This is a genomic window from Methanomassiliicoccales archaeon LGM-DZ1 (assembly GCA_030168595.1).
Taxonomy (GTDB): domain Archaea; phylum Thermoplasmatota; class Thermoplasmata; order Methanomassiliicoccales; family Methanomethylophilaceae; genus Methanomethylophilus.
This window is the reverse complement of record CP115556.1, coordinates 325,772-350,955: the sequence shown is the minus strand read 5'-3', so window position 1 is coordinate 350,955 and position 25,184 is coordinate 325,772. Positions and strand designations below refer to the sequence as shown.

Genomic DNA, 25,184 nt, shown 5'->3' with positions numbered 1-25,184 from the left:
AGCGTATTTAAAGAAACAAAATCAGTTTATAAAGAAAAATGTACCCTTACAGGTGTACCTACAAAGATCCGAGAATTTCAGTTACAATCTCTCAATCACTGAGGCGAAATAATGGGAATTATCAGCAGCCCTAAAAGTTCAATTGGAAATGTTTTCGATGCGAGGGGGGATAACCAATATTTCATACCTCAATATCAGAGAGAATACTCCTGGTCCAGAAAAGATTGGGATGCACTATTCGATGATGTTATAGAATCCAATGAACACTTTATTGGATCCATAATCACAATGGCCCATGAAGAGAACAACGATAAGGGGTCGACCACTAAAAAATTCGATGTAATTGACGGTCAACAGAGACTTGTAACAATATCGCTTCTGTTTTGTGCCATATATTCAAAGATAGACAGCAAATCAATTACCATCGATAATGAAAGACTGATGCAACTGTATCTCCAGTTGAAGAAAGCGGTGGTATTGAGCAAAGAACCGTTCGTACCCCGCATGGTCTTACAGACCCAAGGCAAAAATATTCTGATTTACCAGCAATTGCTCAATGATATCGGATTCGAAAATGAATCAAAATACAAAAATGCGGGTAACTGCCTGATTTATAGTTGCTTCAGACACTATCAGAAAAGATTGGAGGAATATCTCACATACCCAGACACGGATAAAGATGCCAATAAAGCTCTGCTGGAGCTTTATGATAAAATCTGTTCCCTGTGTTTGATCGATGTTACCGTATCCAATATGAGCGATGCCCTGGAGATCTTCGGAACCCTGAACAATACCGGTGTTCCGTTGACTGCGGTGGATCTTATCAAAATGATTGTGCTGAAAGAAAAACAGGACACCATTGATGACGCATACTCGAAATGGAGTGCTCTTATCGACAATATTCGTGTAGAGGATGACAAGGTTACTGACAGATTCTTCAGACAATACATGAACGCTTTCAAACTCGAATACAAGCAGCGGTTCAACCATCAGTTCGATCCGATTGTCACATCCTCGAATGTGTATCACAATTATGAATGGATGCTTACCAAATCCGGGAAAACCGATGTATTCCTAAGCGAGCTATATGCCTCTGGGAAGGATTATTCCAAATTGATTACCAATTCAACATTCGAAGATAAGAAACTGAACGAATCAATCTTCAATCTTTGGAAAGTGGGCGGTGCTCCATCCCATATCTTGTTACTCAATTTGTTCAAACACAAAGAGGATTATGAATTGAAGGATGAGGATCTTACTGAGATTGTTATGTTCCTCACCAAATTCTTCCTTAGGAGGAACATAACAGATGAACCCCCGACCCGCGATCTCATACGCATATTCATCGATTTGATTTCAAAAATCAATGGCTTGAAATCTCGTGCGGTAACGGAAAAGATAAAGGAAACCCTGATGAAGACAACGACTTCACTGGATCCTCTTATAGAATGTCTATGCGGCCAGATATATGAAAACAATACCGATGCTACGAGATTCATCCTATCCTACCTCTGTTCGCAGCATCTAAACAAGAATGAAACCAAAGGGCCTTGGGAAAAGGTGAATGGAAAACTGGTTTGGACCATCGAACATATTTTCCCGCAGACACCAAAAATATCCCGCGAATGGACAAAGATGATTGCCGGTGGAGATTCGGAGCTGGCACAGTCATACCAGGACACTCATCTTCATTTACTCGGTAATCTGACATTGTCTGGTAACAACAGCAGTCTCGGAACCCGCCCATTCGTCCAAAAAAGAGACTATGTAGTCGATGGAGCAAAAATGGGGTACAACAACGGACTGTGGTTAAACGATGATCTAGTTTCTGTTGACGAATGGACTATAGAATCAATCGAAAACAGAACCGTCAAATTGGTAAAAGAAGCGATAAGTCAATTCAAATTCGCCAGTGAAGAGTTTTCTCTTACTGACGAGGATTTGAAATCCATAATACACAGGATTAACGGTATAGATTCATCGGATGCGAATTGAACTATATCGGGCAGATCAGTTGGGGAATTCGGTGCTGACCCTCGATGAGAAGAGCGTCACTACCCCGATCCTGAATACTTCAAGTCCGTGTATCCTCCCCACGACGTATACGCCGCCTCTGGGATCCCTGACGACGTAGGGGATCTCGTAGCGGAGGGTGTGCTTTCCTCCGCGGAACCTGACCTCGGCCTTCCTGAGATAACCGTCCCTGGCATACTCGTCGCTGAACATCAGTCTGCTGCCGTCTGCGGTGATTAGGGTTGTGTCGAACCCGGCGAATACGATGATGGTCTGGAGACGGCGTAACTGCTCGTCCGAGAACCCGCTGAGGGGCAGATTGAAACGGTGTTTCCTGGGTTTGGACGGATCCATGGGGAATACTCCTTCTGGTCGTATTTAATCAGTTGCGGGGTGTTTTTAACACGTCGCGGGGAGTGTTATATCAAAACGTATCCAGCTTAAAAGAAACAGTCATTATCGTTACCCAGGGATTTACTCTTCAGCGAGGTTTTATATTGAATCTGAAACGCTTATGTGAACCATGTCCGAAAACGACATGGAAAAACTAGAGCTTGAATACGAGCAGCTTTACAACATGAGGGATCAGGCGATGCTGTTCCTGTAGATGATGCCTGACACACAGGGGTACATCAACGAGGTGCTGGCGACCCTGAACGACATGGTCGATACCCTGGGGAGGAGGCTCACGGTTGTGAAGGATTGAGGTTTAGGGGCGGGGGAGACCCCGCCCTTGCTCTCAATAGAATAGATACATGAGAACGTTTGTATTATCCTTCAGTTTGAAATCTCTGATTTCGTATTCTTCTGACAAATACCCATCTAGATGGAACTCCAGATCAGAATATTGTTCTGGCGGAACAGGCTGTGATACCATTTTTGTACCGAAAAGACCCTTTTTTGCAACAGGGGGATGAGTTTTTTCATAATTCTCTTTTATTTTCTTCTTAACTGCCTGCATTAGCGAATTTTTATCGGCTTTCGTTCCTTCATCCAATGCTTGCTTGATGAAGAATGCCGTACGAGCCCGATTAATCTTGAATAAATCCATATCCTCCTGGTTTTTGTTATAAGAATCAGGGAAGTGGACATTGTCAAACGCGGGATATAGTTCTGCATAAACAACGGTTTTATCGTTTTTATAATCCGTAACATCAAGGCAAAGGTCGAGAATTAAACCGAAACATAAATCACGATCCGAAAGATTGGGCATACTCTTACCGGGAATCAACATGTCTGGATGAGTACAGACATAATCAAGTGATTTACGAATCATAGAAACTATTTCCTCTTTAGGAATGTTCAGGGTTTTTACGAATTCATAAAACTCCTCTGTGCAAAGGTTCTCTAATTGGTCCTCAACCTCAGATTCATTGAAAGGGTTTTTGAAAAACTGTAATTCGGTAAGAGATTTATCCAAATGATGATTGTTCGCCAAACAAGCCTTCATCAAGTCCCAGATATAAGGGGCATAATGATTTCTATCTTTCATATCGAACTTAGAGCCGGACTCTTGGTTGAGAAGACGAACGCATTCAGAGTAGTCATGTTTCTCCAAAGCTGCATTGAAGCTGCTTTTGAAAGAGGTTGTACTGAATCCGAGTCCAGACATTAATTCATTGACGGTAATTGTGACTCCCGAATATGCAGCATAGTCTGAAAGATATTTTTGGACTTCATCTTCGACCTTACCACTTAGTTTTCCATTTTTAATCTTTTTAAGTACAGTGGCTTGGGCCATCAAAAGATATTGTTCAGGTCTTGTAGAGTCAATCTTTTTAATATCATTCAAAAGTTTTAACGCTTCATCGGCTTTTTTCAGCTTAATATGCTCAGATGCTTGGACAAGCAAACGATCTACTTGTTTGTCGAAATTCTGATTGACGTGAATGTGATTTATTTCCTGTTGTATCATTATTTTATTTCCACAATATTCGCAGAATCCGAATTCACGAGAATCATCAAATTTCAGGGAACCTCCACACTTGGGACAGGTCAAAGAAACAATTGTCATTAATGTAAGAATGTCACAGAGCCATTTCAAAATTACGGAAATGGATGTATCGGTCACAGTATTATTTCGACTACCGAGAACGCGATTACGCGACCTTCCCCGGCAGCACTTTCTCCATGATCTCCTTCAGATAATCAGATTCGGGCATCTGTTTGCAGTAGATGTCGTATGCTTCCACGAAGAACCTCTCGATGCTCTCATTCACGAGATCGCGGTAGGTCGGGTCCTTCCCTCCCAAAACGGCAAAGGCCTTCAGAATCTCAAGGCGGCGCCTGTTCTCCTCTGTGACCCTGAATGAAAATCTGTCCATGGACCCTCCGCTTCTGCGATTGGTAAATAGTCTTTTGACTTAAATAAAGATTCGCAGGACGCTTCCAGGGAAAGAATGGGATGCACTTGCGGAAGCGTCCTGCTATGGGACATAAAGGAAAGATTGATTTCCTCTTGATAATCCGATGCACATTCTGGCTTAAAAAGGTTTCATTATAATTCGTAAAAACCTTTTACGAATCATACAAAAACGACCTTTACCAAAACCATCAGAACAGAATCACTCGTCCGGCTCGGTGAAGAACATCTCGATGGCCGCGATACCCGAAGCCGTCAGCCTGGGGCATCTTCTCTTCTCCTCTTCGATCCAGCCCATCTCCTTCCAGTACTGGCGGTAGTGGCGGAAGTAGTACATCTTCTCCCTCAGGGCAAGATCGGAACCGAGGTCCTCTTTCGCGGGTTCGTACTCCCACAGCCCCTGTTCCTTCAGGGCGGGCACCATCCTGCTGAGATAGGGTTCCGTACCGCTCTCCATCATCGAATGGTATAATCTGAGTGCACGGAGCCGCCTCTCGTCCGGCAGTTCCAGACGGATGCCGGCGATCTCCTTGGGGGGATACGTCTTCCTGGTGAGCCCTACGGGTACGCCGTTGTCGTAGTAGAACTCCTCCAGCATGGCCTGGGACACGGCGTATTCACGTGTGGGGACTTTGAACAGGACCACGCGGGGGTGGACGTATGAGAATATGCCTAAAGCGGCGGCGAACTCGGACGGTCCGGAGGACAAATTGGCGAGGATCCGGAAATCGTCATTGTCCTTTGATATGCGGTAGTAGAGCTTGTCGAGGCTCCTGGCCATCCTGTTGACTTCGTACACGGGTTCGTCCGAGTGTTCGATTATCCTGCAGGACGGGAGGGATGTGCTCACTTTTCTGACCACTTCGTTGTAGTGGTCTCTGTAGAGTTTTGATTTCTTGCTCCCGGGATCGCGGATGAAACGGAAGAGATGGAGTTCCTGAGGTTTGTACCTAAGAACGGGGGATACTACCATGGCTACTTCGACGGTGACGCAGGCGATCATGATGTCGCGGGGCATGGTATCAGTCGTATTGGAGAAGTTTGTCCAGCCTCTCCTGTATGGCTTTCTCTTCCCGCGGCAGTCCCTTCTTCAGTTCGTCGAGGATTATGCGCTTGTACCTCAGTGCTTTGGACTGGCTGGTGAAGGATCCGACGACGATGTGTTCTCCCTTCTCGGTCTCGGACGCTATGTCCTTGGCCTCTGAAAGGCTGCGGGCGACGATGATGTCGGGATTCTCTGAAATCACAAGATAGAACTTGCTTCCGGCTTTCTGTATGAGCATGTCCATGGAGAGCTCGTCTTCCGGGCGCATGATGTAAACGATGACATCGTCGCCGTCATCAAGACCGAGCTTCTTCACTTCGGTACCAACGGCCAGGATCCGCTTTCTCCCAGTCTTGGTAATCTGTTTCGCCTGACCTCGCCACCAGGGGTAAACTGAACACGGATTCAGGGGCATGAGGCGAAAACGAAAAGTGTCCCGGTCCGATGTTCAGCTGTGACACAAAAACTAATCGCGACTGGGACGGAACTTCCCAGTCCTAACGACAATATATCGGTTCCTATCGGTCTCGTGAAAACCGTGGAGCATTATCTCGGTTCTGCAGGCGTTCTGGAGTTCGTGGATACGTTCAAAGGACGCGGGGTCCCCATGAGCAGGATACTGGTGGCGATGTGCACGCACATCCTCATGGGCAGCAATTCAATGAGCAGGTGTTCCGATTGGCTGAAGAACAAGGATGTGCGGAAGGAGCTCGGATTGGATTCGGGTCTATCGCAGAGGACCATCAACCGTGCGATATCGCTGTTGGGGAAACACAGCGACGAGATCATAGTGAAGCTGTGGGAAGGGCTCGATGCAAGATACCATTTCGAGAACACCGATGTGAACATCGACGGTTCAGCGGTAGTGGTCAACGGTCCGGAAGCCGAATTGGGTGCGGTAGGTTATCCCAGGGATTTCAGGGACCAGAGCAGGAAACAGGTGGAGTTCCTGACAGCGGAACTCCAGAAGTCTAAGATCCCTTTCTTCATGAGGGCGTACAAGGGGAACACATCCGATCCCGAGCAGTACAGGGATGCGCTCCCGGACATCTTCTCCATGATACGGGAGGGTTCGTGGATAATCGTGGACAACGGAGGTGCATCGGGGGACATCCTGGATTCCATCGTCGATGCGGGGCATAAATATCTCACGAGGGTGAAGATGAACGTATCCGATGACAAACGGATAAACGATCCCGAATGCGAATGGGAGTATGTGGAGGAAGGGGTGTGTTGTAAGAAACACACCTTCGACTCTTCCGGGAGGACGACGTATCTGTTCTTCTCCTTAGACAATTGGAACCGTTCGTATCATTCCGCATCGAAGAGCTTCGACCGTATGGTGGAGGCGGTGAGGACCTACGAGGACGGGCATTTCAGAAAATCGGATTTCGTAACGGTGAAGAGGAACGTTCTCGCGGATGTGGAGGTGAAGGTGAGCCTTCAGACGAAATTCGCATTCGACGAGAGTGAGAGGGATGGCATAATCCGGGAGATCATGGGCACCCGTGCAGGGATTTTCAAACTGGAATCCTCGGAGCAATTGACACCATTGGAAGCTCTTGAGAAGTACCGCGCGAGGGCCACCGTGGAGCACCTGATCCATTCCCTGAAGAGGGTCACGGGGCTCAAACCTCTGAGGGTGTGGAGCGAACCGTCCATCCGCGGATCCATGATGCTGGCTCTCCTTTCTGAAACAGCGATAGCCATGGCGAGATACGAGATGAAGGGCAGGGAGAGGATAAAGGGCAAACGGGGAAGGAAGAAGACCGTCATCGAGAAACCGAACACCGAATCCATCGTCTGGTCTTTGGGCCATTTGACACTTACGAGGATGATGGAGAACGGGAACAGGAAAGAGGCCGTCTACAGCAATTGGAACCCCGTTTCCAAGGAGATCTTCGGCAATATGCGTGCCGATATCGAGAAGGATCTTGCGATTACGGCCTGAAAACGGTCATCCCGGGCCGAGATCATCGGGTCAACTGGCAGCGTAAGCTATGGAAACCGCCAAGTGGCGAATGGATCGGACTTCGTTCAACAATCACAAAGTGGCGAGGTCAGGGTTTCGGGGTCTTGATATAAAACATCAAGCGTAGTAAATAGGCGTTGCGGATATAATAAAAGCGATATACAAGTGTATACCAAATGGGGACATTTAGCCAGATTTCAATTATAGCGATAATGCCTAAACGTTATGTGATTCTTTCTGCAATACTTCTTCACATCATTCGTTTCTGCCAATGGCATTTTACTATAAACCTGAATTATTTTGCCGACTTCTTTAGGAAAATAACCTAGACCTGTTTTTGTCATCCAAATTAATTTTCTAGATAGGCCACGCTTTGGTTTTATTGCTCTCCATTCACGTTCCCATTTCCACTTTGTATCCTTACGAAAAGCTGACATTATGCCTAGAAGTGCCAATTCTTTGAGGAACGATTCCAAATCGGCCCGAACATCATCGTATTGTTCTTTGGATAACCGTTCACACAAACTGCTTTCCTTATCTTCGATGTATTTCGTGTTAATGGGATGATTACAATAGACGACTTTATGAAATTCAAATTTTGATTCAGAGATATCGAATGTTAGGCGCGATCCATAATCGCCTGCACGTTTCTCCCACAACTTGGCAGAATACTTCGCCTCTGAAATGCAGCCTACAAAAAAGTGTTTGCCAATAGTAGTATGTGTGGCCTTGCTAAACTTTTCTAGACTGAGCACCTGGGTGCCTAATGCATTGTAAAGAATACGGGTAAAACTGAACCGTTTTTCATTGATTGAAACCTTTTTCAGGGCAGAGATTAGGTCCAGTTCATGTTCATCTTCTACACGATATTCCTCAACCAAACCAAAACGAAAATTCTGACCCTCGAGATCTTTTTGCGTGACCTCTCTAGAGACATATTTGTAAAGGAGATGGGGCGGTTTTTCTAGATAATTGCTCAAATACTCAATATGTGGTGAATCCGGAGGAAGATTGTGTATCTCCATCTCCATGTTATGCAATACGTAATCCATTATTTTGCTTGGTCTCAAATTACGATCTTTTTTTAGACGTTTGACGTTCTCAATGATCAAAGTAGAGCAATCGTCAAGTTGTTGCTTTGCAACCTGCTCAGCCTTCGGATGCTTCCTGAAAACTTCCTGCACATAGGGGTCGGATTTGACCTTAGATAATGAGGCAATTATCTGCCTTTTAGTGAGTGGCAGCGAAACAGAAGTCATCATGGCACCTGAATGGAGAAATTACCCTCCTTTGCATGTGGACAGAATGTCTTTAAATCACATGCGACACAACGATCTTTACTGTATTTCCCTGTCCAATGTTTCCAGACGTCTGTTGAATCGGATTGTTCAGAAATGAGATTTGACTCGATGCACTTCACGACGTTATCAAAGTGCTCTAGGGAGGACTGGATTTGTTCCGGATTGTACGCAACCACTCTTATGCTACGTTTAATACGGAAACTCTCGTTGAATCTGTTCCCATTTTGCAACCGGTGCAGATCCTGTTCCTTAGGCATCAAATCCGTTCTGCCTTCATTTACTACCTTCTGCAGCCTCTCAATGGCGGCCTTTGAGAGGTGTAATTCGTTTAGATAAAGTAGCACACCTGCCAGAATCGGAGTTTTTCTACCTTCGGCTTTAATCTGCTGATCTCTAAGCCACATATATGTGTTCAGCTGCCATTCGTGATGTTTCCAAGTATCAGAATCTGTTGGAGGCCTCTCCATTCCCTTGTAATCGATGATAATCTCATATTCATCCTGATTACTGATTAGATCACTAACTTCCTCTTTGAGCATCAAGGCTTTTACCAAGGGATTGTTGGCTTGGAATTTGCGTACATCGAATGTCGATATAACATCGACTATGCCCTGGACGGCATAATATTCTGAATTGCTCAGGCCCTGACCGTATCCCAACATCGGCCTAAGATCCTCCATTTTGACCTCATTATCGTTAATAAGAGGATACAGATAGGGGGCCCATCTGGATAAAGAAAAGTGGGCGATCATGTTGCCGTTGTAATCCTTGCGTTTGTTATTTCCGGAATCTTCTTTAATGTACAGACTGCCGTAAGGGTGTAGGCCCCTATCCTCCAGCCTTTCGGCAACGATTTTAGCGATACGTTGAGTATCTTCGAAATCCATATTGTTGAGGTCAAGACGGCCATCTTTCCATTCGGAAAATCCTACTTCCATTACTCCATGAATGAAGTCTCCGAACCATCTTTGGACGGGAGTCGATGGAGGCATCGAACCTTTAGAATTGAAACGATACTGGATTTCACATTCCAGGAATGACAGAAGATCCCCAGTCAGACTGTAGCGTGGAATTTCATAAGGTTGTCCTTTTGTCTTGATTGCCATCTTTTCACCTCATGATTTTCAAATTGTCCATTCCTTTCCACGCCCAATTGCCGTCCCTGGTGTAACCAAGGGCGATATTCTTCAATTCCTTGTTTACCAATGACTGCGATAATCCGACTAAAATCAATACGTCTTGAGCTCTGCTGAATGCAACAAAATGTTTGCGGGTCAAATCATCAAACTGCATATCAATCTCAGAACGATCGGTTACGATATCTGGGCAGTATTTTGCCATGACCCGTTCGATTAGTGAGGTGTCATCGAATTTATCAGGGAATCTCTTGAGACGCTGCATAACGTAATTACGTTCAAAATCAGAGCATACGTCGACAAAAGTAATCGGAAACTCTAACCCCTTGGCCTGGTGAATAGTCATAATATTGAAACGATGATCGGATGAAATCGAGAAAAATAAAGACTCATCAATCTCCAACGAATCTTCCAGAAGTGGACGAACGACTAAACGATAAAACTCATTAACAGTGGTCGACACAGGCCTGTGGTTATCTTTGTTGAACTTGATTACTAGCTCGTCACCCTTTATAATTGCGGCCGATGCGATTGCGTTGAATATCGCCTGCGTTGATACCATGGATTCTGCATTGCAGCGGTTATTACAGAACCAAGGCAAAAGATTGTAAAGAATATCCAGTACTGTAACTTTGTTTTTAGTCCATTTTCCAGGAGTAGGATAAGATGTTCCCGTGGCCCATGAATGAACGATGTCTTTCAAACGTATGCCCGCATAATCTGGAGCGTGATTGATGTAATACTCTGATTCGGTTTTCCAATAGTCTCTCGTTTTCGATGCTCTCTTATCGAGCTTTATCTTGGAAAGTAATTGATAACCAGGATCGATGCACCAAATTAATGTGCCCACGAGTTTAACGACATCGGGGTCGTCGCAAAGTCTATTCCCACGAGGATTGAATGGTATTATCTGCGGAGACCGTTCTGATAATTCTTTAGCCAGAAACTCTGGCAAGCGTGAACGTGGATTGTCGGAATAAGTTTTGTTGGCTGTTGAAGACATCAATAAAACGGCATCCCCCGGCCCGCCACCAGGGGACTTTTCAAATACGTATTCCTCACCGTCTTCATCCACAAAGGTGTACGAACCATTGTATGAAAACTGGTGGACGATATCTGCTATGTCTTTTGCCAGATCACTCAGCTTGTCACGGAATATTCCGAATACGGGAAAATTGTCACCATCCTTCCTAGACACGGACATGTCAGGTTTGTCTCCGGCACGAACTTCCTGGTAGATCGGGTCCAAACCGACATAGTCATTGCAGAACTCGACGATATTCTGTGTTGAACGATAGTTGACAGAGAGATATTCCGTCTCCATCTTCACCCCGTATTTCTCGAAACGATGTTCGATTTCAGAGAACAGATGTACGCGTGATCCGCGGAACCTGTATATCGACTGGTCATCGTCACCGACAACAATAAAGCACCCGTTTTTCTGGACGATACGTTTTACAAACTGCCCGTATATCTTTTCTTGAAGAAGGTTGGTGTCCTGATATTCATCCACCATGAGAACCTTAATCTTCTCGAAGAAATGATCTGATTCGGATGTGGAGACAAAACTCAGGAATCTTTGCTCCAGAGCGGGAAAATCCAGTAGTTTTTTACCAATCAACTTTTCATTGTAATCTGAAAGAATGGCAGCCAGATTGGGATAGTCACCCTTCATCTGAATCGGGTCGATTCCATTCTCCATCATCCTGTTATGGAAGTCCATAAGGTGTTTCACAGCACCGGCAACTACAGGTCTGTCAGGTGTACCGAGTCCGAACGAGTTGAATCCAATCTTCAGTAATTCTTCAACTATGCCTCCTTGAATATCGTGATGATTGAACCATTCCGAAACCATGAAGTGCTTAGCAATGAAGTCTTGGATTACGATCGGCGGATCCTGATCTGCCCTGCATTCGTCGGTGAGTGTCTCCTGAGCTATAGCATCAAGGGTTCCGATTTTTATCTGATCGAAATTCAAACGTTTTACACGTTCGCGTTCCTCGAAATCGCCTAGGCCAGTGAGAAGTGGCAGTATCTCTTTCCTTATCGCTATTCCCCAGGAAAGGATTCTCGATTTGAGCTCCTTAGATGCTTTGACGGTGAATGTGGTCGCTACAATTTCCTGAGGGTCAATCCCATCAACAAAGATGAGTTTCATCAATCTTAGTGCAATGACTGTTGTTTTACCGCTACCGGGGCCGGCGATTACTTTTATGGACCTGTTCACTGGCGAAGACACTATAGACTTTTGATCCGAATTGGATTCTATATCGCGCCCGGTAGCTGGTGTTACACATTTCAGGAAGAGATCATAGCTGACCATTTTGTTCCCTTTCACTCACTCAATTTTGAATATGGTCTCATCACCGCAGATGTTACGTACCTTAATACGCAGTGGTTTCTGATAAGAGCAAATCTTACCATTCCAGTAATTGTCTGTTTTCTTTCCATCTACAGTAAGTTTACTGGTATATTCAATCTTAATTTCGGTATCAGAATTCCAAACACCATCGTCTTTTGTGCAATCCAACGAAATGTATTCTATCAATTCTAATCCGTTGTCGGAGATTGTGATGGGTTTAAATTTACCTTTTTTATCATTCTGTGCAGATTTAAGATTGAATGAATTGATACGACGGATGACTGCATCACTATAGAACTTGTTTATGTCTATTACAAAGCCGCCGTCGATCTTGGAATGATCTTCTTTGATTGAATAATCCATTTCATCTTCTAAAGATACGTCATCGAGGATGTCTTTAAGGTCGCGGAATTCAATTTCTACGTTTAGTTCCTTGTCCTTGGAAATCATTTCGTTAATCTTGTCCATATCGGACACGTCGATGTAGTAAACGATAACCCTTTTGACTGAAGGCAAGTCTGTGAGTTCGGGTATGGCCTCGTATAGGATTCTACGCATCAAAACCTCATCCAAGATACGTGTAGTGGAATCCATTAAATTGGGTACATAAACCGGAACAACTCCATACCGCGGATCGTTTATGACACCTTCCCAAAATTTATCAAGCGAATCCTCATTTTTAAGTCCCGGTATAAGCGCCTTTAGCTTATCCATAGTTTGGACAGGGTTGCGATATAGAGAAATCCCGTCGCGTATTTCATATATATCAAAATCAGCTGAAACATTTTTTAAGCGGTCACGTGTTATCTGAATGCTGTTAATGCCCACATCTGAATGGATGAATTTGCGATTCAATTTGCTCGCTGTGACCGATGAGGCCCCACTGCCGCCAAAGAAATCAGCTACCATCATATTGGGATTTGAAGAAGCATTAATGATGCGTTCCAAAAGAGATTCGGGTTTTTGGGTAGTATAGCTAACTCTTTCTTCTGCCTGAGAATTGACAGCATAGATATCTGCCCATATATCTTGTAAAGGGACGCCTGGCATTTCATCCAAATACTGTTTATACCTTGGAGTTCCATTGGATGTATAGTATAGTCTATCTTCTTGTTCATACTTCAACATTGTTTCGTAAGGACATCTCCAATACCCTTCTTTTCCTTTCCAAGTATAGGTATACCCCGACCCTTTCAATCCCTTAGCAGACAAATCCCGATCTAAGAACCTACGCCCATCATCGTTTTCGTGACGATAGTATGTATCAATATATTCTTGAGAATATGGAGCATATTGTGGATTAAAAACATATGATTCGGGATCTTTTACATAATAATATATTGAATCGTGAAGGTTTCCAAATGTAGAATTATCGCTGTGAGCAGTGGATCTTTTCCAGATTATTTCATTTTTAAAACAATCTTCGCCAAAAATCTCATCTAGCATAATTTTTACATAGTGGCCGATGTGCCAATCAAGATGTACGTAAATCGAAGCATTCTCAGACATTACGGAGCGAATGGCTAGAAGATTTTCATACATCCAACTAAGGTACTTTTCCTTATCCCAGATATCCCCATACATCTTCTCTTCGAATTGCTTAAAATCCTCCATATCCAATTCTGATTCTGCTTTTTCTATTGCTTCTGCAATCTTAGGATTTTTACGCAAAAATACCTTCTTGGCATAATCTGCGCCAGATGCAAATGGAGGATCTATGTAAACCAGATCGACTTTGATTCCCTTGTCCCTCAGATAAGCACAAGTGGAGATACAATCTCCACGAAATACCATGTTTCCACTGTCTGGATTTCCAACGGTTTCGATCAATTCTGCTTCATACAGAGGCATTCCTCTGACGATTCTGGATTCAAGATCATTGGATCCTTTGTATTTTAACACGCGATTGAAATTTGAAAGAACCGCTTGACCAGTAACTGGTTCGGGCTGATACGGAATGTATCTGATAGTCATGTTTCCACCTCAAAGAATTGTTTGATTGCCTTCATTATCTTGCTATGTTGTTCGGATTCTGCCATTGTATCTTCGATGTAGAGGTAATCAAATTTGCGATAGCCATACTGTTTTTCATTCTCAATTAAGAAATGATTCTCGACGAACTCTTTTCTTTTCAAGAAATTCTTGTCCTGTGCGTAGATCTGACCTTTGGTTTCAATTATGAGTGCTTTGTAGATTTCATCATCTCTACGCTCTACGATAAGGAAGTCCGGCGTATATTGTCCTACGAAATTCCAACGAGTTCCGATCTTCTCATAACACTTGATATGGAATTCCGTTAGGAAACGATTTCCATTGTAATAAACCTCGAGATTAGACTGTTTTATCATGGACAACTCTTGAATATGTTTCAAAATGTTCATTTCGAAATTACTGTCGAAATGGTAGGGCATGTAGTGGTAGCGACGCTTCATCAAATCACGCCCTTCGAAACCATTCAAATCATCTTCCATTGTTTTGTGAACGAAATCCTGATTCGGGTAGTGCAATTCCGGATCAGTTACTTCCTTATGTTTTTCAAAATACGCATCAAGCAACAGTTCTCCTGTGTTTTCGATGAGTTCAGATGTCATATCGAGTCTGCGCTTGGCATAGAATGCCTGGCGAATCAGGGAACGTATCTTTGGTTGCTCGAATTTGGAGCTGTAGTAAGCTATTCCATCAACTACAAAGGTAATGGTGGAATAGATATTCTTCAATTCTTCTGCGTGTTCTTGTAATTGTTTTGTGGGTACAAACCCAAAACTCTCTTTTGAAATTAGTCCTATCCATGTCTCGAACGTTGCTACATCAAGATTCTCTTTTCCGCGTTCGATATCTTCGTCTGAACGATCTAGGATTTTGTTCTCGAAATCCTTGGTGATTGCCTGCCTAACTATTCTCAGATCTTCCAGGGGAATCGACCGGAGGTTTGCATCCACATCGGGTTCGTCCTCTGAAACTACGTTATATTTTACCAGGAACTGATAATAGTCTATTGGGGGGAGATTCAAGATAACTTTGCGATTATAGAAATCCAATGCAGTCTTTGGTTTTTGCTTACCCTCCTGGAATTCTTTAAGAGTGATGTGCTGCTCTGCTTTCAGTTGAGCCTCAAGTAATTCCGCATTTGATTTGCACAGGTAGATGTACGCCTTCTCATCGTAATCATACTTGTCCACTTGCCTCAAGCATCTGCAGCAGGTCTGCAGAACCATGTTACGTGTACTCTTATTCTCTTTGGCTAGAATGACTCCCGTTAGGCTTCTGCAATCCCAGCCCTCTTTACCTATCTGGACTAGAAGCACAACACGTACTTTGGATTGAGGAGTGTCAAGCGTCTCGAATTCCATTTTTGCGTCAGGCGATAATTTGTATTCATTGTGATCTTCGTGATATTTCAAAATGGATTCAGATGGGTTGAGCCCAACTTCCTCGCATATTTTGGAAGCCGAAGCATAAACATCATTCTCTAATTCTTCGATACTGTTACAATAAATGGCAATCTTTGAACAAGTGTTGTTTTTGTAAACAGTATCTCTGGATTCTGAAAAGAATTCCCTTAATCCGTTTTCAACGATTTCGGTGTATGCCTCACGGTTCTCGTATTGAGTAACCGAAGGTTTCTTGAGGAAATTCCCAATACCTTGGATTAGTGGGTAGTAATAGACTACATTGTTGATTTCAGTACTGGAATAGTTGACTCCGGCTGCGATCGGAATCTTCTCCGCTTTTTGAAGGTATGGAGTTCCAGAGAAACCAACCACTGTCACCACAGAATCCCGTTCGGCCCAGCCTGCGACAACCTGTCTTAATTTGATGGAATCATCCGAGGCATGGTGGACTTCATCGATGAATATGGATAGGCGAGGTATTAATCCAATCATTCTTCTTAATTCGTTTGACATCTCGTCTAGTTTCTCATCGTCCAGTGTTCTTTGGGATGGCCCTTTTTTTGCTCCGAGGCGATCCAATATGACCTTCTCAGCGTTGGTCACAAAAACAACACCCCTCATCGAGCGCCTTAGGTATAATCCCACCTTGCGTGCGTTGGGATTTTTCGTACGATTTGATTTCGATGCTGATGAATTTGATTCCAGAGGTTCGAATGTAATTTCTTTGCGTATTGAACTGGCAACATTATCCGGCAATATCCATGAAGGGTCAAAGTTTCTAATTGTTTTAAGACTCGGAATAATAGAACTCTTCAGCCCAGAAGGTGCAAGTACGATGAAATTCTGTGCGAATGCCTTGTTTTCAGAATCCAGTGAGGAAAAATACAGGTCAAGGTAAATGAATGCGGCCATCAAGAAGGTTTTGCCTGCACCCATCGGTAAGCTAAAGATGTAATCAGAGTATGTAACTCCGTAAAATATGTCTGTAAAGACTTTCTGATAATCAACTGATGCGGGGTCATTTTTCAGGATCTTCAATATCTTTTCCAGATTTGATTTATCGTCGTTTGCAACCGGGGTTGTGATACAATATTCATACAGGGCAGCAGCGCCGGGATGATCCATAAGGTATTCTCTCGTGCTCTTTTTGAGTTCCTCCTCTTCAAGATCAAGAGTGTTGAAACGTCCCTCGAGAAACAATTGAGCCAAAGGCTCATTATTACAAGCAATTTTCAGAAAAAGATAGATCTTTATTGCTTCAATTTGAGCATCCCTCATCGCACCCCTCATTGAGATGTATGAGATCATTTCACTGACAGGACAGTCGGAACTCTTATGCCACGCTTCAGAGCATTTCAAAATCATATTCCGGAACATTGCCGCATCCGGTTATCGTATACTGTTGTCTGATACATAAATGAACGGATGTTATTCGTTTTTGACGACATAAGTTTCGTTCTTTGCCGAGTTCTACGCGAGCAATAGACGATTATATAAATTACTAGTATTATTACTAGTTAAGGAATAGAATGGTATTGACGACCAAAGTTCAGAAACGGAAAGATTCCGGGCAATTGACCATAACAATCCCCAAAGATTTCGCCGAGATCAACCATATTGACAAGGGGACGGTATTCGAATTCTATTCTGAAAAGACCGCCCCATTCAAAAAGCGACCTGCTGATTCATAGTTGCAACAAAAAACCGCAGGCCGAGAGGAATATCGCCGACCTGAGATAAAGATTGGCGCCTCGGCAGGCCTCCGGGGAAGGTTGCGGCAGGGAGGCAAGGAAAGCTTGAGGATAGCGATCGGGATGGACCTGCACAAGAAGACCGCGGTATGCTGCGCGGTCCATGCGGGCCCGGGGAAGCCGAGCGAAGACGAGGAGGAGTTCCTGAGGCGCTTCAACAGGGACCACGGCACGCAGCCGTCGGAGCCCGAGGACATAGCGCGGATCGCGGAGGCGCTCCGCGGGCATGAGGCGCATGTCCTCATCGAGAACTCCACGAAGACGCACGAGACCTACTGGGTCCTGACCAACCTCGGGATCGACACGGTCGTGGCGCAGGCCCAGGACCTCTACCGGATCACCAAGTCCGTGAAGAAGACCGACGCCAACGATGCGGCCGAGCTCGCGGGGTACATGCGGCGGAGGCTGAACGGCGAGCGCGAGTTCGCCGTCTGCAAGATGCCGTCCCCGGTCTGGATGGAGCGGCGCGAGATATGCCGCGCGGTCCTCGCGGAGAAGAGGCACCTGGCGGACCTCAAGCGCCGGGCCAGGATGCACATGCTCCTCCACGGGATCAGGCTGAGCAAGGATTACTCCGACATCTTCTCGAAGAAGGCGATGAAGGAGATGTGGGACTCGAGGGACACCTGCCTGAGGCTCCTCGTGTCGGAGGCGAGGTCGATAAAGGCCCGCACCGACGAGGAGGCCAGGCTGATCCGGGCGACGTTCGGGCACATCACCGACTTCGACCTGGTGATGAGCATCCCGGGGTTCGGCGCGGTCTCGGCCGCGTACGCGGTCTCTATGATCATCGACGTGAAGCGCTTCGGGTCGTCGGCCCAGCTGGCGGCGTACTTCGGCCTGGTGCCGAAGGTGCGCGAATCGGCGGAGACCTCGCACCGGTGCGCGACCACGCACCGCGGCGACAGAGAGATGCGCAGGCTGCTGTGCCAGTCGGCGATCGTCCACGTCCGCACCGCCGAGGACTCGGTGGTCTCGGCCCTCTACAACAGGCTGAGGGCGAGGGGGGTCTCCCACCGGGAGGCCCAGGTGGCGGCCGCGCGCAAGCTGGTGACCGTGGTCTGGTCGGTGCTGAGGAACCGCAGGCCCTTCAGCACCGACAGGGAGCTCCTGGAACGCTCCGCCGAGATGGCGGAGGAAGCGGAGGGGGATCCGGCGGCGGACTGAACCCCTGATATGCGGGCGCCGAGCGCGGGCATCCCGGGGCCTTAATCGCCGAGCACCATTTGGCCGCCGCATCAGCGGCAGGCCGAAGCAAAAGATGGCGCAAAGCCGAGGGACAGCCGGATACGCGGTGAGGTCCTCCGTCCCGGAGGGGCGGATGGGCGTGAATAAGATGGCGGCCCGGCGGAGATCCCGCCCGCACGAGAGCTGAGGCACAGCACCTGCAGAAGGCGGTCGCACAGCGGAAGCTACGCAAAGTTTAACCAAAACGGGGCTGATAATGTGGTTGGCGGGCGCTGCCTGAATGGAATAAGGGCGAATTTATAATAGATACTGGAGACATCATTCTGAGGAGGAAATCCTGATGAGGTTCTACGTTTCGAAATGCCACGATACGCTGAACGGAAAGGAATACTCTCCCGAGACGATTACACCCTATCTTTGTCTGAACCCCTATTATAACGCTTCTCTCAAAAAACACAGCCGCGTCAGTTATATCCTAGATTCCGGGGCATTCCAGGATGTAAAAACCGAGAACAGGTTAACTCCACAGGCCGCTCTCCAGCGTCAATTGGATTTTGAAAAGAAAGTGGGTCGCAAGGCAGAAGCCATTGTTTCATATGATCGTCTGGTCGATGAACAAATCGAAGACGGAGTTCAATTTAAAGAAAGGGTCTCCGAATCCCTCGGAAAAGAGTATGTGGAAGAAACGATCGAATCCGCAAAATACCTTGTTTCTCAAAGGAACCGCCTTAAGGGAAGAAAATTAGTTCTTAGTTGCCAGGGTGCGACCGCTCCTCAGTACATGGGATGTCTCAAAGCGATACTAGATATCGCATCGCCTGAAGACATCATAGGATTCGGAGGATTCTGCATCCTATCAAAGTCTGTGAAATATGAAACCGAATTCTATGAAGTCGTGAACAAAGGTTTCCCATTAATCCATGATTACGGGAACAGCCGTGTTCACATATTCGGCATGGGCGTATTTCGCGTCCTGGTTCAAGCAGAATTATATGCCCGTAAAACGGGCATCGAGTGCAGTTATGATACGAGCTCCCCCGAACTCAATTCCGTATTCGGGAAAAGTTTCAATCCCGTCGAAGGACAAATGGCTACGGTCTTCAGCAAGGTGCACAAGATGGATGGGTATGTGCCCGCAAATCTAGCGATGTTCAATGTGAAGATGATTACGGACTATTGGAACAACATGGCTATGCTAGAAGACCCATCTGATGATTATCTCCCTGGAATCTATAAATCTCGCAAATCCCAGTTAAAGATTAAAGAAGATGAGTATTGAAAATCAATCCTCATCTTCTGAATCCTCTTCAGATATTTGTTCAGAATCATCCTCTTCATCCAGCAGTTCGTTCAAATAACACCATTCTCTGAGATACTTGAAAGGATATGGCATAACCGTCAGCTGTTTGTGTTTGACGAAATAAACATCCATCAATTCGAGAATATCATTGAAAAAGAGATTTGAACCTTCCCAAGCTTCGACTAGACGTACATTGATTGCCCTTTCAAGAGTCGACGACACTCCGGAACCGACATACCCGACGGCATACAGTAGATGGGAATCGTTCAGCGTCAAGGTGTTGATATCGATCATCTCCTCTAGAAAGTCTTGGCGGCCGCCTTCATCGCGTATTCCTGTACCCAGGCCGATTCCACTAGATTCGTTCTTTTTCATCTGTGAACGGATTCTTTTTATGTCTGGAAGGGTAAAAATGTCTGTATCGCGAATGACATTCACATCCTTGCCTTTGGATATTGCTCCGATTACGTTCTTTACCATCATTGCTGAACCCAGACGCATATTGGTGGAATCCCCAGCCCGGAACTTGTCAAATCTTAATGATCCATTGGAGTCGATTGAAAGCGAGACATATTCCGCATCCAGATCCTCCTTATCATCGAGTTTCAAGGAAAAGGTCAAATTTCCAAGGGACCAATCTGCTATCGTTATCCTTCCTTCATTGATGTCTGATTTGATAGCCAGATTGGTAGCGACGACATCGATCGCGGCTTTGGACTTTTTGAAATCCTCTAAAGTCACATGCTGTAATGAGCTATATGTAGCAGGGGAGTGAGGATCGTGAATCTCTCCGCTAGAATAGTACTCTTTGTTGTGAATCAGTTTTACAATGAAAGAATCGAAACTCTGAGTACTATCTTCTCTTACATCGAATCCACGTTCCTTGAAACGATTGATGATTGCTTCCTGGATATCTTTGCCGTCATCCCCGAGAGTGTTGATGATGTGGATCGGTTTTGTTCTCAGGACGTCATTTATACGAGATTCGTAAGTTTTCCTCATCTGAGTATTATTAGGTCTAATCGATTTGGAGCTAGTTTCATCTGAAAACTCCAACTTAGCTAACCTAGAATACTTCAGATTGAAAGCTTCTTGAATCTCAGAAAGAATCCAGACCTTGGATTTGGACATCTTCTCATAATCCTGGAACGAAAAGAACTGGACCTTCGATTTCTTATTCCCAATACGACGCAGTATGAATGAATCTCCCTGATCACCTTTGACTAATCTCCTGATACATGGGCCGTCCTTGACATACCTCGGATACGATTCTGCGGGATTCTTTTTGGTGAAACGGATGTAATCTTTTAGCTTGTAATTAGTGAACGTCCTCACATTCATAGCAAGGTAGCAATCCATTGTACCAGTACCAGAATAGTCGCGCTCTATCACCCTAAACTCCAATGCCACGATTTCTGAAGTTATGCTTCTTTTCTTGTCCTGTTTCTCGTCGATTATGAGGTAGAAATTACCGGATGCATTGCTCGGACCATTCTCCAATTCATCCTTGTTCAGAGCTGCTACCAATAGTTGTAACAAGACTGATGTCGGTAAATCCTCTGCAGACATTGTTCTGAGCGATACGTTTTCCTTGGACGATTCTTCAGTCAATCCTATCGATTTCACATTCTCATCGATTGTTGGATCGCTTTTCGCCATCACGTCTACACTGTATCCTTCACCGCGACTTCCATTTCTTACTGACATTATTGGGGCATATGCTTTCAGATGATCGCAGATGTTCGCACGCTGGCGATAACTTTTGCATTCGAAACGATAGAATGCAAAACGTTCGTTGATTTTACCGTAATCAAAACATGGATCGGCGATTTTGTTCAGCCTCATCAGTATCCTCTCTTTGAAAATGTGGACATTAATTCGGAGTAGGCATCCTTGTTCCGGACATTGTTTTTGTCGTAAAGATACGGTATTTCTATTATTGTGAAACCGTCTCTGACGGTAGTTTTCATTGGTAGGAATTTGCCATCGTTTTCTAGGATATTGATAACGTATACCTTCTTCTCGCTGTTTTCTCCGTTCACTTCATTGATGAAACGCAGCTTGTCACAAATGTGATTCAATTCTGATTCGTAGTCTAAAGAGTTCATTATCCCTGCATGGTGCTTAAAATCTACGTACGTATCCTTATCGATGCGATAATCGAATCTCTCATAGATCTCTGGCGGGAGTTCTTCCAGTTTTATTCCCCAATTCTGAAGAATGGCCTTGCCTGACTCCTCCCCTAGAGCTCCAAGATATATATTGTGGAAAAGAACGGGACTCATGATGCGGTAATTCGGATTCCAGACAGTAGCATATCCGTTCTCTTCGAACCACTGTTTCACTCCTGGAATAGCCAATAACCGATCTAAACGTGCAGCCATTGATGATACTTCTTTGCTGCCGTTGTCATCCAGGGTTACTTCGAAATAATCGTATTTCTCCTCGTAACGGATGCAATCCACTGGAGAATCCGCATTGCAATAGTAACTGTAGTAGAACATGTTCCCCGGAATCTCATCACAGGTCGGTTCTTTGAGAACATTCAGACGTAAATCCTTCCACGCCGCTACAAGCTGTTCATCCCAGTATTTCTTCTTGATATACTTCTGGATCTCAGCATAACTCCTAGATGATGCCAAATCTGTCCCGTCTGCCTGACGCCTTACATCCACACGTATTCCGCTGTAGTTATCTAGCGCCTTATAAACAGCATCAAATTCCGGATTCCTCAGTTTACCATACGAATCTATGGACTCATTGAACACCTTCTTCAGATTCGCATCAGCAAGAAGATAGATGTTGCGGTTCTTTAGATTGGTACGACAAATACGCCCGATGGCCTGTATGATCTGTCTAGCGTATGACATCTTGACGCTTCTGGTGTCTTTTGTCTTTATTGTGTAGCCAATCGGAGTGATGTATGCCTTGAAAGCATTCTTTATGGCATCCCTAGCCTCACGTTCAGAAATCTCATGGCCCTCCATAAGGAATTCTATGACAAACAACGCCCGAACTAGCGAATCCTCATCCCGCTCTCTTACTACAGGTGCGATCATTGTGGGTTCATCTAGATAAATTCCATCGAAGTCCTTCTTGGGGGCAGCTTTCATCATATCTTCGATGTCGAAAGATTTAGGGGTTGAAACTTTCTGTTTGAATTGGTTGATTTCGATGAAATCGCCGTTTTCAGGGCATGGATATTGCAGATTCTGCCCAGCACCTACGGTCGCATAAGTGGTGATGATGAATATCTTCTCCCCCTGGTACAGTCTTATTCTCAGCTCATCCATTCTTTTGTCGAATTCGTATTCGTTGAGTCCGGTCAGAATTTCAAATCCGAATTTACCTATCTCTAGGGGTTTACCCTGCTCTTCTGCAATATTGCGTGTAATCTTATCGATATCCTCGATGGAAAAAGGATTGTTAGGTGATTGTTCCTTCTCCTTCCACTTGGCTGATTTGGAAAAGAATGCCAGACAGGATTTCATATCGTCGTTCTGGATGAAAATTTTGTAAGCTTTCGCCAACTTTAGATACCTATTACGAGCGAATTCATCTATTCCAATAAGGATCATTTTCACTCTAGCATACGCAGAAGCATCATGGAAAACCGCATCTATGGCCGGATCTTCGGAATACCAAGCATCATCGTCACCGTTGATTATTGCTGGGAGGAGATTGACTTTCGAATATCCAGATGTGGATTTGTCACATAATCCCCTAAGGCTTTTCCATTCATCCTCGTTGATTGTTTCTTCCATCCATTCTGCTCTGTGGCGGAGATAATATAGATGGAAGTTTCCAACAGATGAATCAAGAATCGCTGTGGCGGATATGCCAATCACTTTCACATCACTCCTTTCCAATACCTTCAGAAGGATTTTCTCCGGCGTGACATTGAATGCTGTAGAACAAACGGTCGTAGAGAGATCGTGAGTAAGATCGTCTTCGAAATCATAGTACGCTATACCTGTGTTGTAAACGCTAGCATCATATCCGCGAGTTTCGTCGGTTCTTTTCGTCCTACCCATCATACGAATATTTCCAAGCACATAATCGGTCTGCTCCCGGTCGAATCTAAAAGGTACCAACATCGTATTCAATGCAGCATCGAGCGGTATCGTCTTCCCTTCTTCTCTTTTGATTTCTACATAGTTTTCTGCCTGGGTACGTATGAAACCATTGAACTTCATGAAGAAACTGTACAATCTGGAGAAGAGCGTGGTGATTGCGAAATCCGATTGATAGGTATTCCTTTCGAAAAGAATGTCGTGGACCTTGCGATCAGTATCGACCTTTATCTTAAATTCTCCACTCTTTCCAACAGTCATCGAGCGGAAGTCGTGGAAAATGTAATTACCAAGAGCTGGATCCTTGGATTTGAATGACCAATCGAGATCGTATTCTCTACATAGTGTCTCCGCGACTTCCGTTAGCTCTTCTAATTTGTTTCTGAGGTGACCTTCCCCTTTCCTAGAAACGGTGTTCTCAGAATCCCTGTAATATTCAACATAAATGTTCTGACGATCACGGAGGACAAGCAGGATAGTCTTGAACATTCCTAGATAATCAATCCTATCAAGTCCATCCGAGATTATGCGTTTGAGCATCGTCTCTTTGCAAGCGTCAAATTCATCGAAAATCACAATCGAATTGTTGAGTGTCGCCGATTCGTAAAATTTGTAGGCTCTGTCAATGATTGTATCATGTATGCTGATGAATTTGTCTACTGAAAGGAAGTAAACCTGTCTCCTTATGGTATTGACTGAAGGATACAGTAGAGGGATCCAGTACCATTTTGATTTCTCTTCTTCGATGCATTGTAATTTTTCTTCTGGTTCCACGCGGGGTAACATCGAATGCAATGCACGCCTGAACTTTCTTTCTGCCTCTAGAACATCTTTTTTGAATTTCTCTATCAGTTTATCGGTGACTTTGTAACCCTTCTTGGACGATTCTTTCAATTCGATAAAGCACTCCATTTTACTGTCGAAATCGTCGAACACTTCCGGATTTTGAAAACAATCTCTGATGTCGCTTTTGAGATTCCGGTATTCTTTGCAGAGCCTTGTGTAGTTTTCAATAATGTAATTTGTAATCGAATCTATATTGAGGACAATGGAAGAAGGATCTCTTCCTTTGTCCTTCAGCATTGATTCGAGATCCTTCTTTGCCGATTTTAGATTCTTTTTCAGCGGAGTCACATAGAATACTTTCCTCTCATCTCCTGAATTGATTAAATCAGCAACGAAACTCATGACATTGTATGTTTTCCCAACACCTGTCGGTAAAGGTATCAGTAAAACATTATTCGGATTGTCAAGAGATGTAAATCTGTTTAAGAGGCTCTGCATGCGTA

The 25,184-nt window shown here is 44.8% G+C and carries 16 protein-coding genes; 4 read left to right on the top strand and 12 right to left on the bottom strand.

From position 1 onward, the window contains the following. Positions 1-111: 111 nt before the first annotated feature. Complete coding sequence (locus tag O8W32_01570) at positions 112-1,995, top strand: DUF262 domain-containing HNH endonuclease family protein (protein ID WII09533.1); 1,884 nt, start codon at positions 112-114, stop codon at positions 1,993-1,995. A gap of 15 nt (positions 1,996-2,010) precedes the next feature. On the opposite strand, the gene O8W32_01565 is transcribed toward O8W32_01570, so the two are convergent. The 5 genes from O8W32_01565 to O8W32_01545 all read right to left on the bottom strand — a co-directional run bounded on the left by O8W32_01565 (position 2,011) and on the right by O8W32_01545 (position 5,736). Beyond that, complete coding sequence (locus O8W32_01565) at positions 2,011-2,367, bottom strand: hypothetical protein (protein ID WII09532.1); 357 nt, start codon at positions 2,365-2,367, stop codon at positions 2,011-2,013. A 385-nt stretch (positions 2,368-2,752) separates the two neighbouring features. Continuing rightward, a complete protein-coding gene (locus O8W32_01560; GenBank protein WII09531.1) occupies positions 2,753-4,027 on the bottom strand; it encodes a hypothetical protein in 1,275 nt (424 codons plus the stop codon). Positions 4,028-4,112: 85 nt separating this feature from the next. After that, the gene (locus O8W32_01555) at positions 4,113-4,337 is read right to left on the bottom strand and encodes a hypothetical protein (protein WII09530.1); all 225 of its coding nucleotides are present in this window, start codon (positions 4,335-4,337) and stop codon (positions 4,113-4,115) included. 240 nt (positions 4,338-4,577) lie between these two features. Continuing rightward, a complete protein-coding gene (locus O8W32_01550; GenBank protein ID WII09529.1) occupies positions 4,578-5,393 on the bottom strand; it encodes a hypothetical protein in 816 nt (271 codons plus the stop codon). A 4-nt stretch (positions 5,394-5,397) separates the two neighbouring features. After that, on the bottom strand, positions 5,398-5,736 hold the full coding sequence (locus tag O8W32_01545) for a hypothetical protein (protein WII09528.1): 339 nt from the start codon (positions 5,734-5,736) through the stop codon (positions 5,398-5,400). 222 nt (positions 5,737-5,958) lie between these two features. On the opposite strand from O8W32_01545, the gene O8W32_01540 reads away from it, so the two are divergent. Beyond that, positions 5,959-7,371 (top strand): hypothetical protein, encoded by a 1,413-nt coding sequence (locus O8W32_01540; GenBank protein WII09527.1) that lies wholly within the window; start codon positions 5,959-5,961, stop codon positions 7,369-7,371. A gap of 218 nt (positions 7,372-7,589) precedes the next feature. On the opposite strand, the gene O8W32_01535 is transcribed toward O8W32_01540, so the two are convergent. Genes O8W32_01535 through O8W32_01515 form a run of 5 tightly spaced genes read right to left on the bottom strand, consistent with a single transcriptional unit; the run spans position 7,590 to position 16,891 of the window. Then, positions 7,590-8,651, bottom strand: coding sequence for a hypothetical protein (locus O8W32_01535; protein ID WII09526.1), 1,062 nt, complete (start codon positions 8,649-8,651; stop codon positions 7,590-7,592). Further along, positions 8,651-9,799: a PD-(D/E)XK nuclease family protein gene (locus O8W32_01530; protein WII09525.1), complete on the bottom strand. Its 1,149-nt coding sequence runs from the start codon at positions 9,797-9,799 to the stop codon at positions 8,651-8,653. The genes O8W32_01535 and O8W32_01530 overlap by 1 nt, the downstream gene beginning before the upstream one ends. 4 nt (positions 9,800-9,803) lie before the next feature. After that, positions 9,804-12,152, bottom strand: coding sequence for a UvrD-helicase domain-containing protein (locus O8W32_01525; GenBank protein WII09524.1), 2,349 nt, complete (start codon positions 12,150-12,152; stop codon positions 9,804-9,806). 15 nt (positions 12,153-12,167) lie between these two features. Continuing rightward, positions 12,168-14,165 carry a site-specific DNA-methyltransferase gene (locus tag O8W32_01520; GenBank protein WII09523.1) on the bottom strand — a complete coding sequence of 666 codons (1,998 nt, stop codon included), beginning with the start codon at positions 14,163-14,165 and terminating at the stop codon, positions 12,168-12,170. Further along, positions 14,162-16,891, bottom strand: coding sequence for a DEAD/DEAH box helicase family protein (locus O8W32_01515; protein WII09522.1), 2,730 nt, complete (start codon positions 16,889-16,891; stop codon positions 14,162-14,164). The genes O8W32_01520 and O8W32_01515 overlap by 4 nt, the downstream gene beginning before the upstream one ends. A 488-nt stretch (positions 16,892-17,379) precedes the next feature. Between O8W32_01515 and O8W32_01510 the strand changes: the two genes are divergently transcribed. Further along, the gene (locus O8W32_01510) at positions 17,380-18,501 is read left to right on the top strand and encodes an IS110 family transposase (GenBank protein WII09521.1); all 1,122 of its coding nucleotides are present in this window, start codon (positions 17,380-17,382) and stop codon (positions 18,499-18,501) included. A gap of 361 nt (positions 18,502-18,862) precedes the next feature. Further along, complete coding sequence (locus O8W32_01505; protein ID WII09520.1) at positions 18,863-19,801, top strand: hypothetical protein; 939 nt, start codon at positions 18,863-18,865, stop codon at positions 19,799-19,801. Positions 19,802-19,804: 3 nt separating this feature from the next. Here O8W32_01505 and O8W32_01500 read toward each other — a convergent pair whose 3' ends face one another. After that, positions 19,805-21,667 carry a hypothetical protein gene (locus O8W32_01500; protein WII09519.1) on the bottom strand — a complete coding sequence of 621 codons (1,863 nt, stop codon included), beginning with the start codon at positions 21,665-21,667 and terminating at the stop codon, positions 19,805-19,807. Further along, positions 21,667-25,179 (bottom strand): DEAD/DEAH box helicase family protein, encoded by a 3,513-nt coding sequence (locus O8W32_01495; GenBank protein ID WII09518.1) that lies wholly within the window; start codon positions 25,177-25,179, stop codon positions 21,667-21,669. Before O8W32_01495 ends, O8W32_01500 begins: the two co-directional genes overlap by 1 nt. Positions 25,180-25,184 lie beyond the last annotated feature (5 nt).

What these genes read in the sequence shown, in the direction of transcription:
- O8W32_01570 (WII09533.1), top strand. Translation starts at nt 112, where the DNA reads ATGGGAATTATCAGCAGCCCTAAAAGTTCAATTGGAAATGTTTTCGAT.
- O8W32_01525 (WII09524.1), bottom strand. Translation starts at nt 12,152, where the DNA reads ATGGTCAGCTATGATCTCTTCCTGAAATGTGTAACACCAGCTACCGGG.
- O8W32_01535 (WII09526.1), bottom strand. Translation starts at nt 8,651, where the DNA reads ATGACTTCTGTTTCGCTGCCACTCACTAAAAGGCAGATAATTGCCTCA.
- O8W32_01505 (WII09520.1), top strand. Translation starts at nt 18,863, where the DNA reads ATGAGGTTCTACGTTTCGAAATGCCACGATACGCTGAACGGAAAGGAA.
- O8W32_01515 (WII09522.1), bottom strand. Translation starts at nt 16,891, where the DNA reads ATGATCTCATACATCTCAATGAGGGGTGCGATGAGGGATGCTCAAATT.
- O8W32_01520 (WII09523.1), bottom strand. Translation starts at nt 14,165, where the DNA reads ATGACTATCAGATACATTCCGTATCAGCCCGAACCAGTTACTGGTCAA.
- O8W32_01555 (WII09530.1), bottom strand. Translation starts at nt 4,337, where the DNA reads ATGGACAGATTTTCATTCAGGGTCACAGAGGAGAACAGGCGCCGCCTT.
- O8W32_01495 (WII09518.1), bottom strand. Translation starts at nt 25,179, where the DNA reads ATGCAGAGCCTCTTAAACAGATTTACATCTCTTGACAATCCGAATAAT.
- O8W32_01530 (WII09525.1), bottom strand. Translation starts at nt 9,799, where the DNA reads ATGGCAATCAAGACAAAAGGACAACCTTATGAAATTCCACGCTACAGT.
- O8W32_01560 (WII09531.1), bottom strand. Translation starts at nt 4,027, where the DNA reads ATGACAATTGTTTCTTTGACCTGTCCCAAGTGTGGAGGTTCCCTGAAA.
- O8W32_01500 (WII09519.1), bottom strand. Translation starts at nt 21,667, where the DNA reads ATGAGGCTGAACAAAATCGCCGATCCATGTTTTGATTACGGTAAAATC.
- O8W32_01550 (WII09529.1), bottom strand. Translation starts at nt 5,393, where the DNA reads ATGCCCCGCGACATCATGATCGCCTGCGTCACCGTCGAAGTAGCCATG.
- O8W32_01565 (WII09532.1), bottom strand. Translation starts at nt 2,367, where the DNA reads ATGGATCCGTCCAAACCCAGGAAACACCGTTTCAATCTGCCCCTCAGC.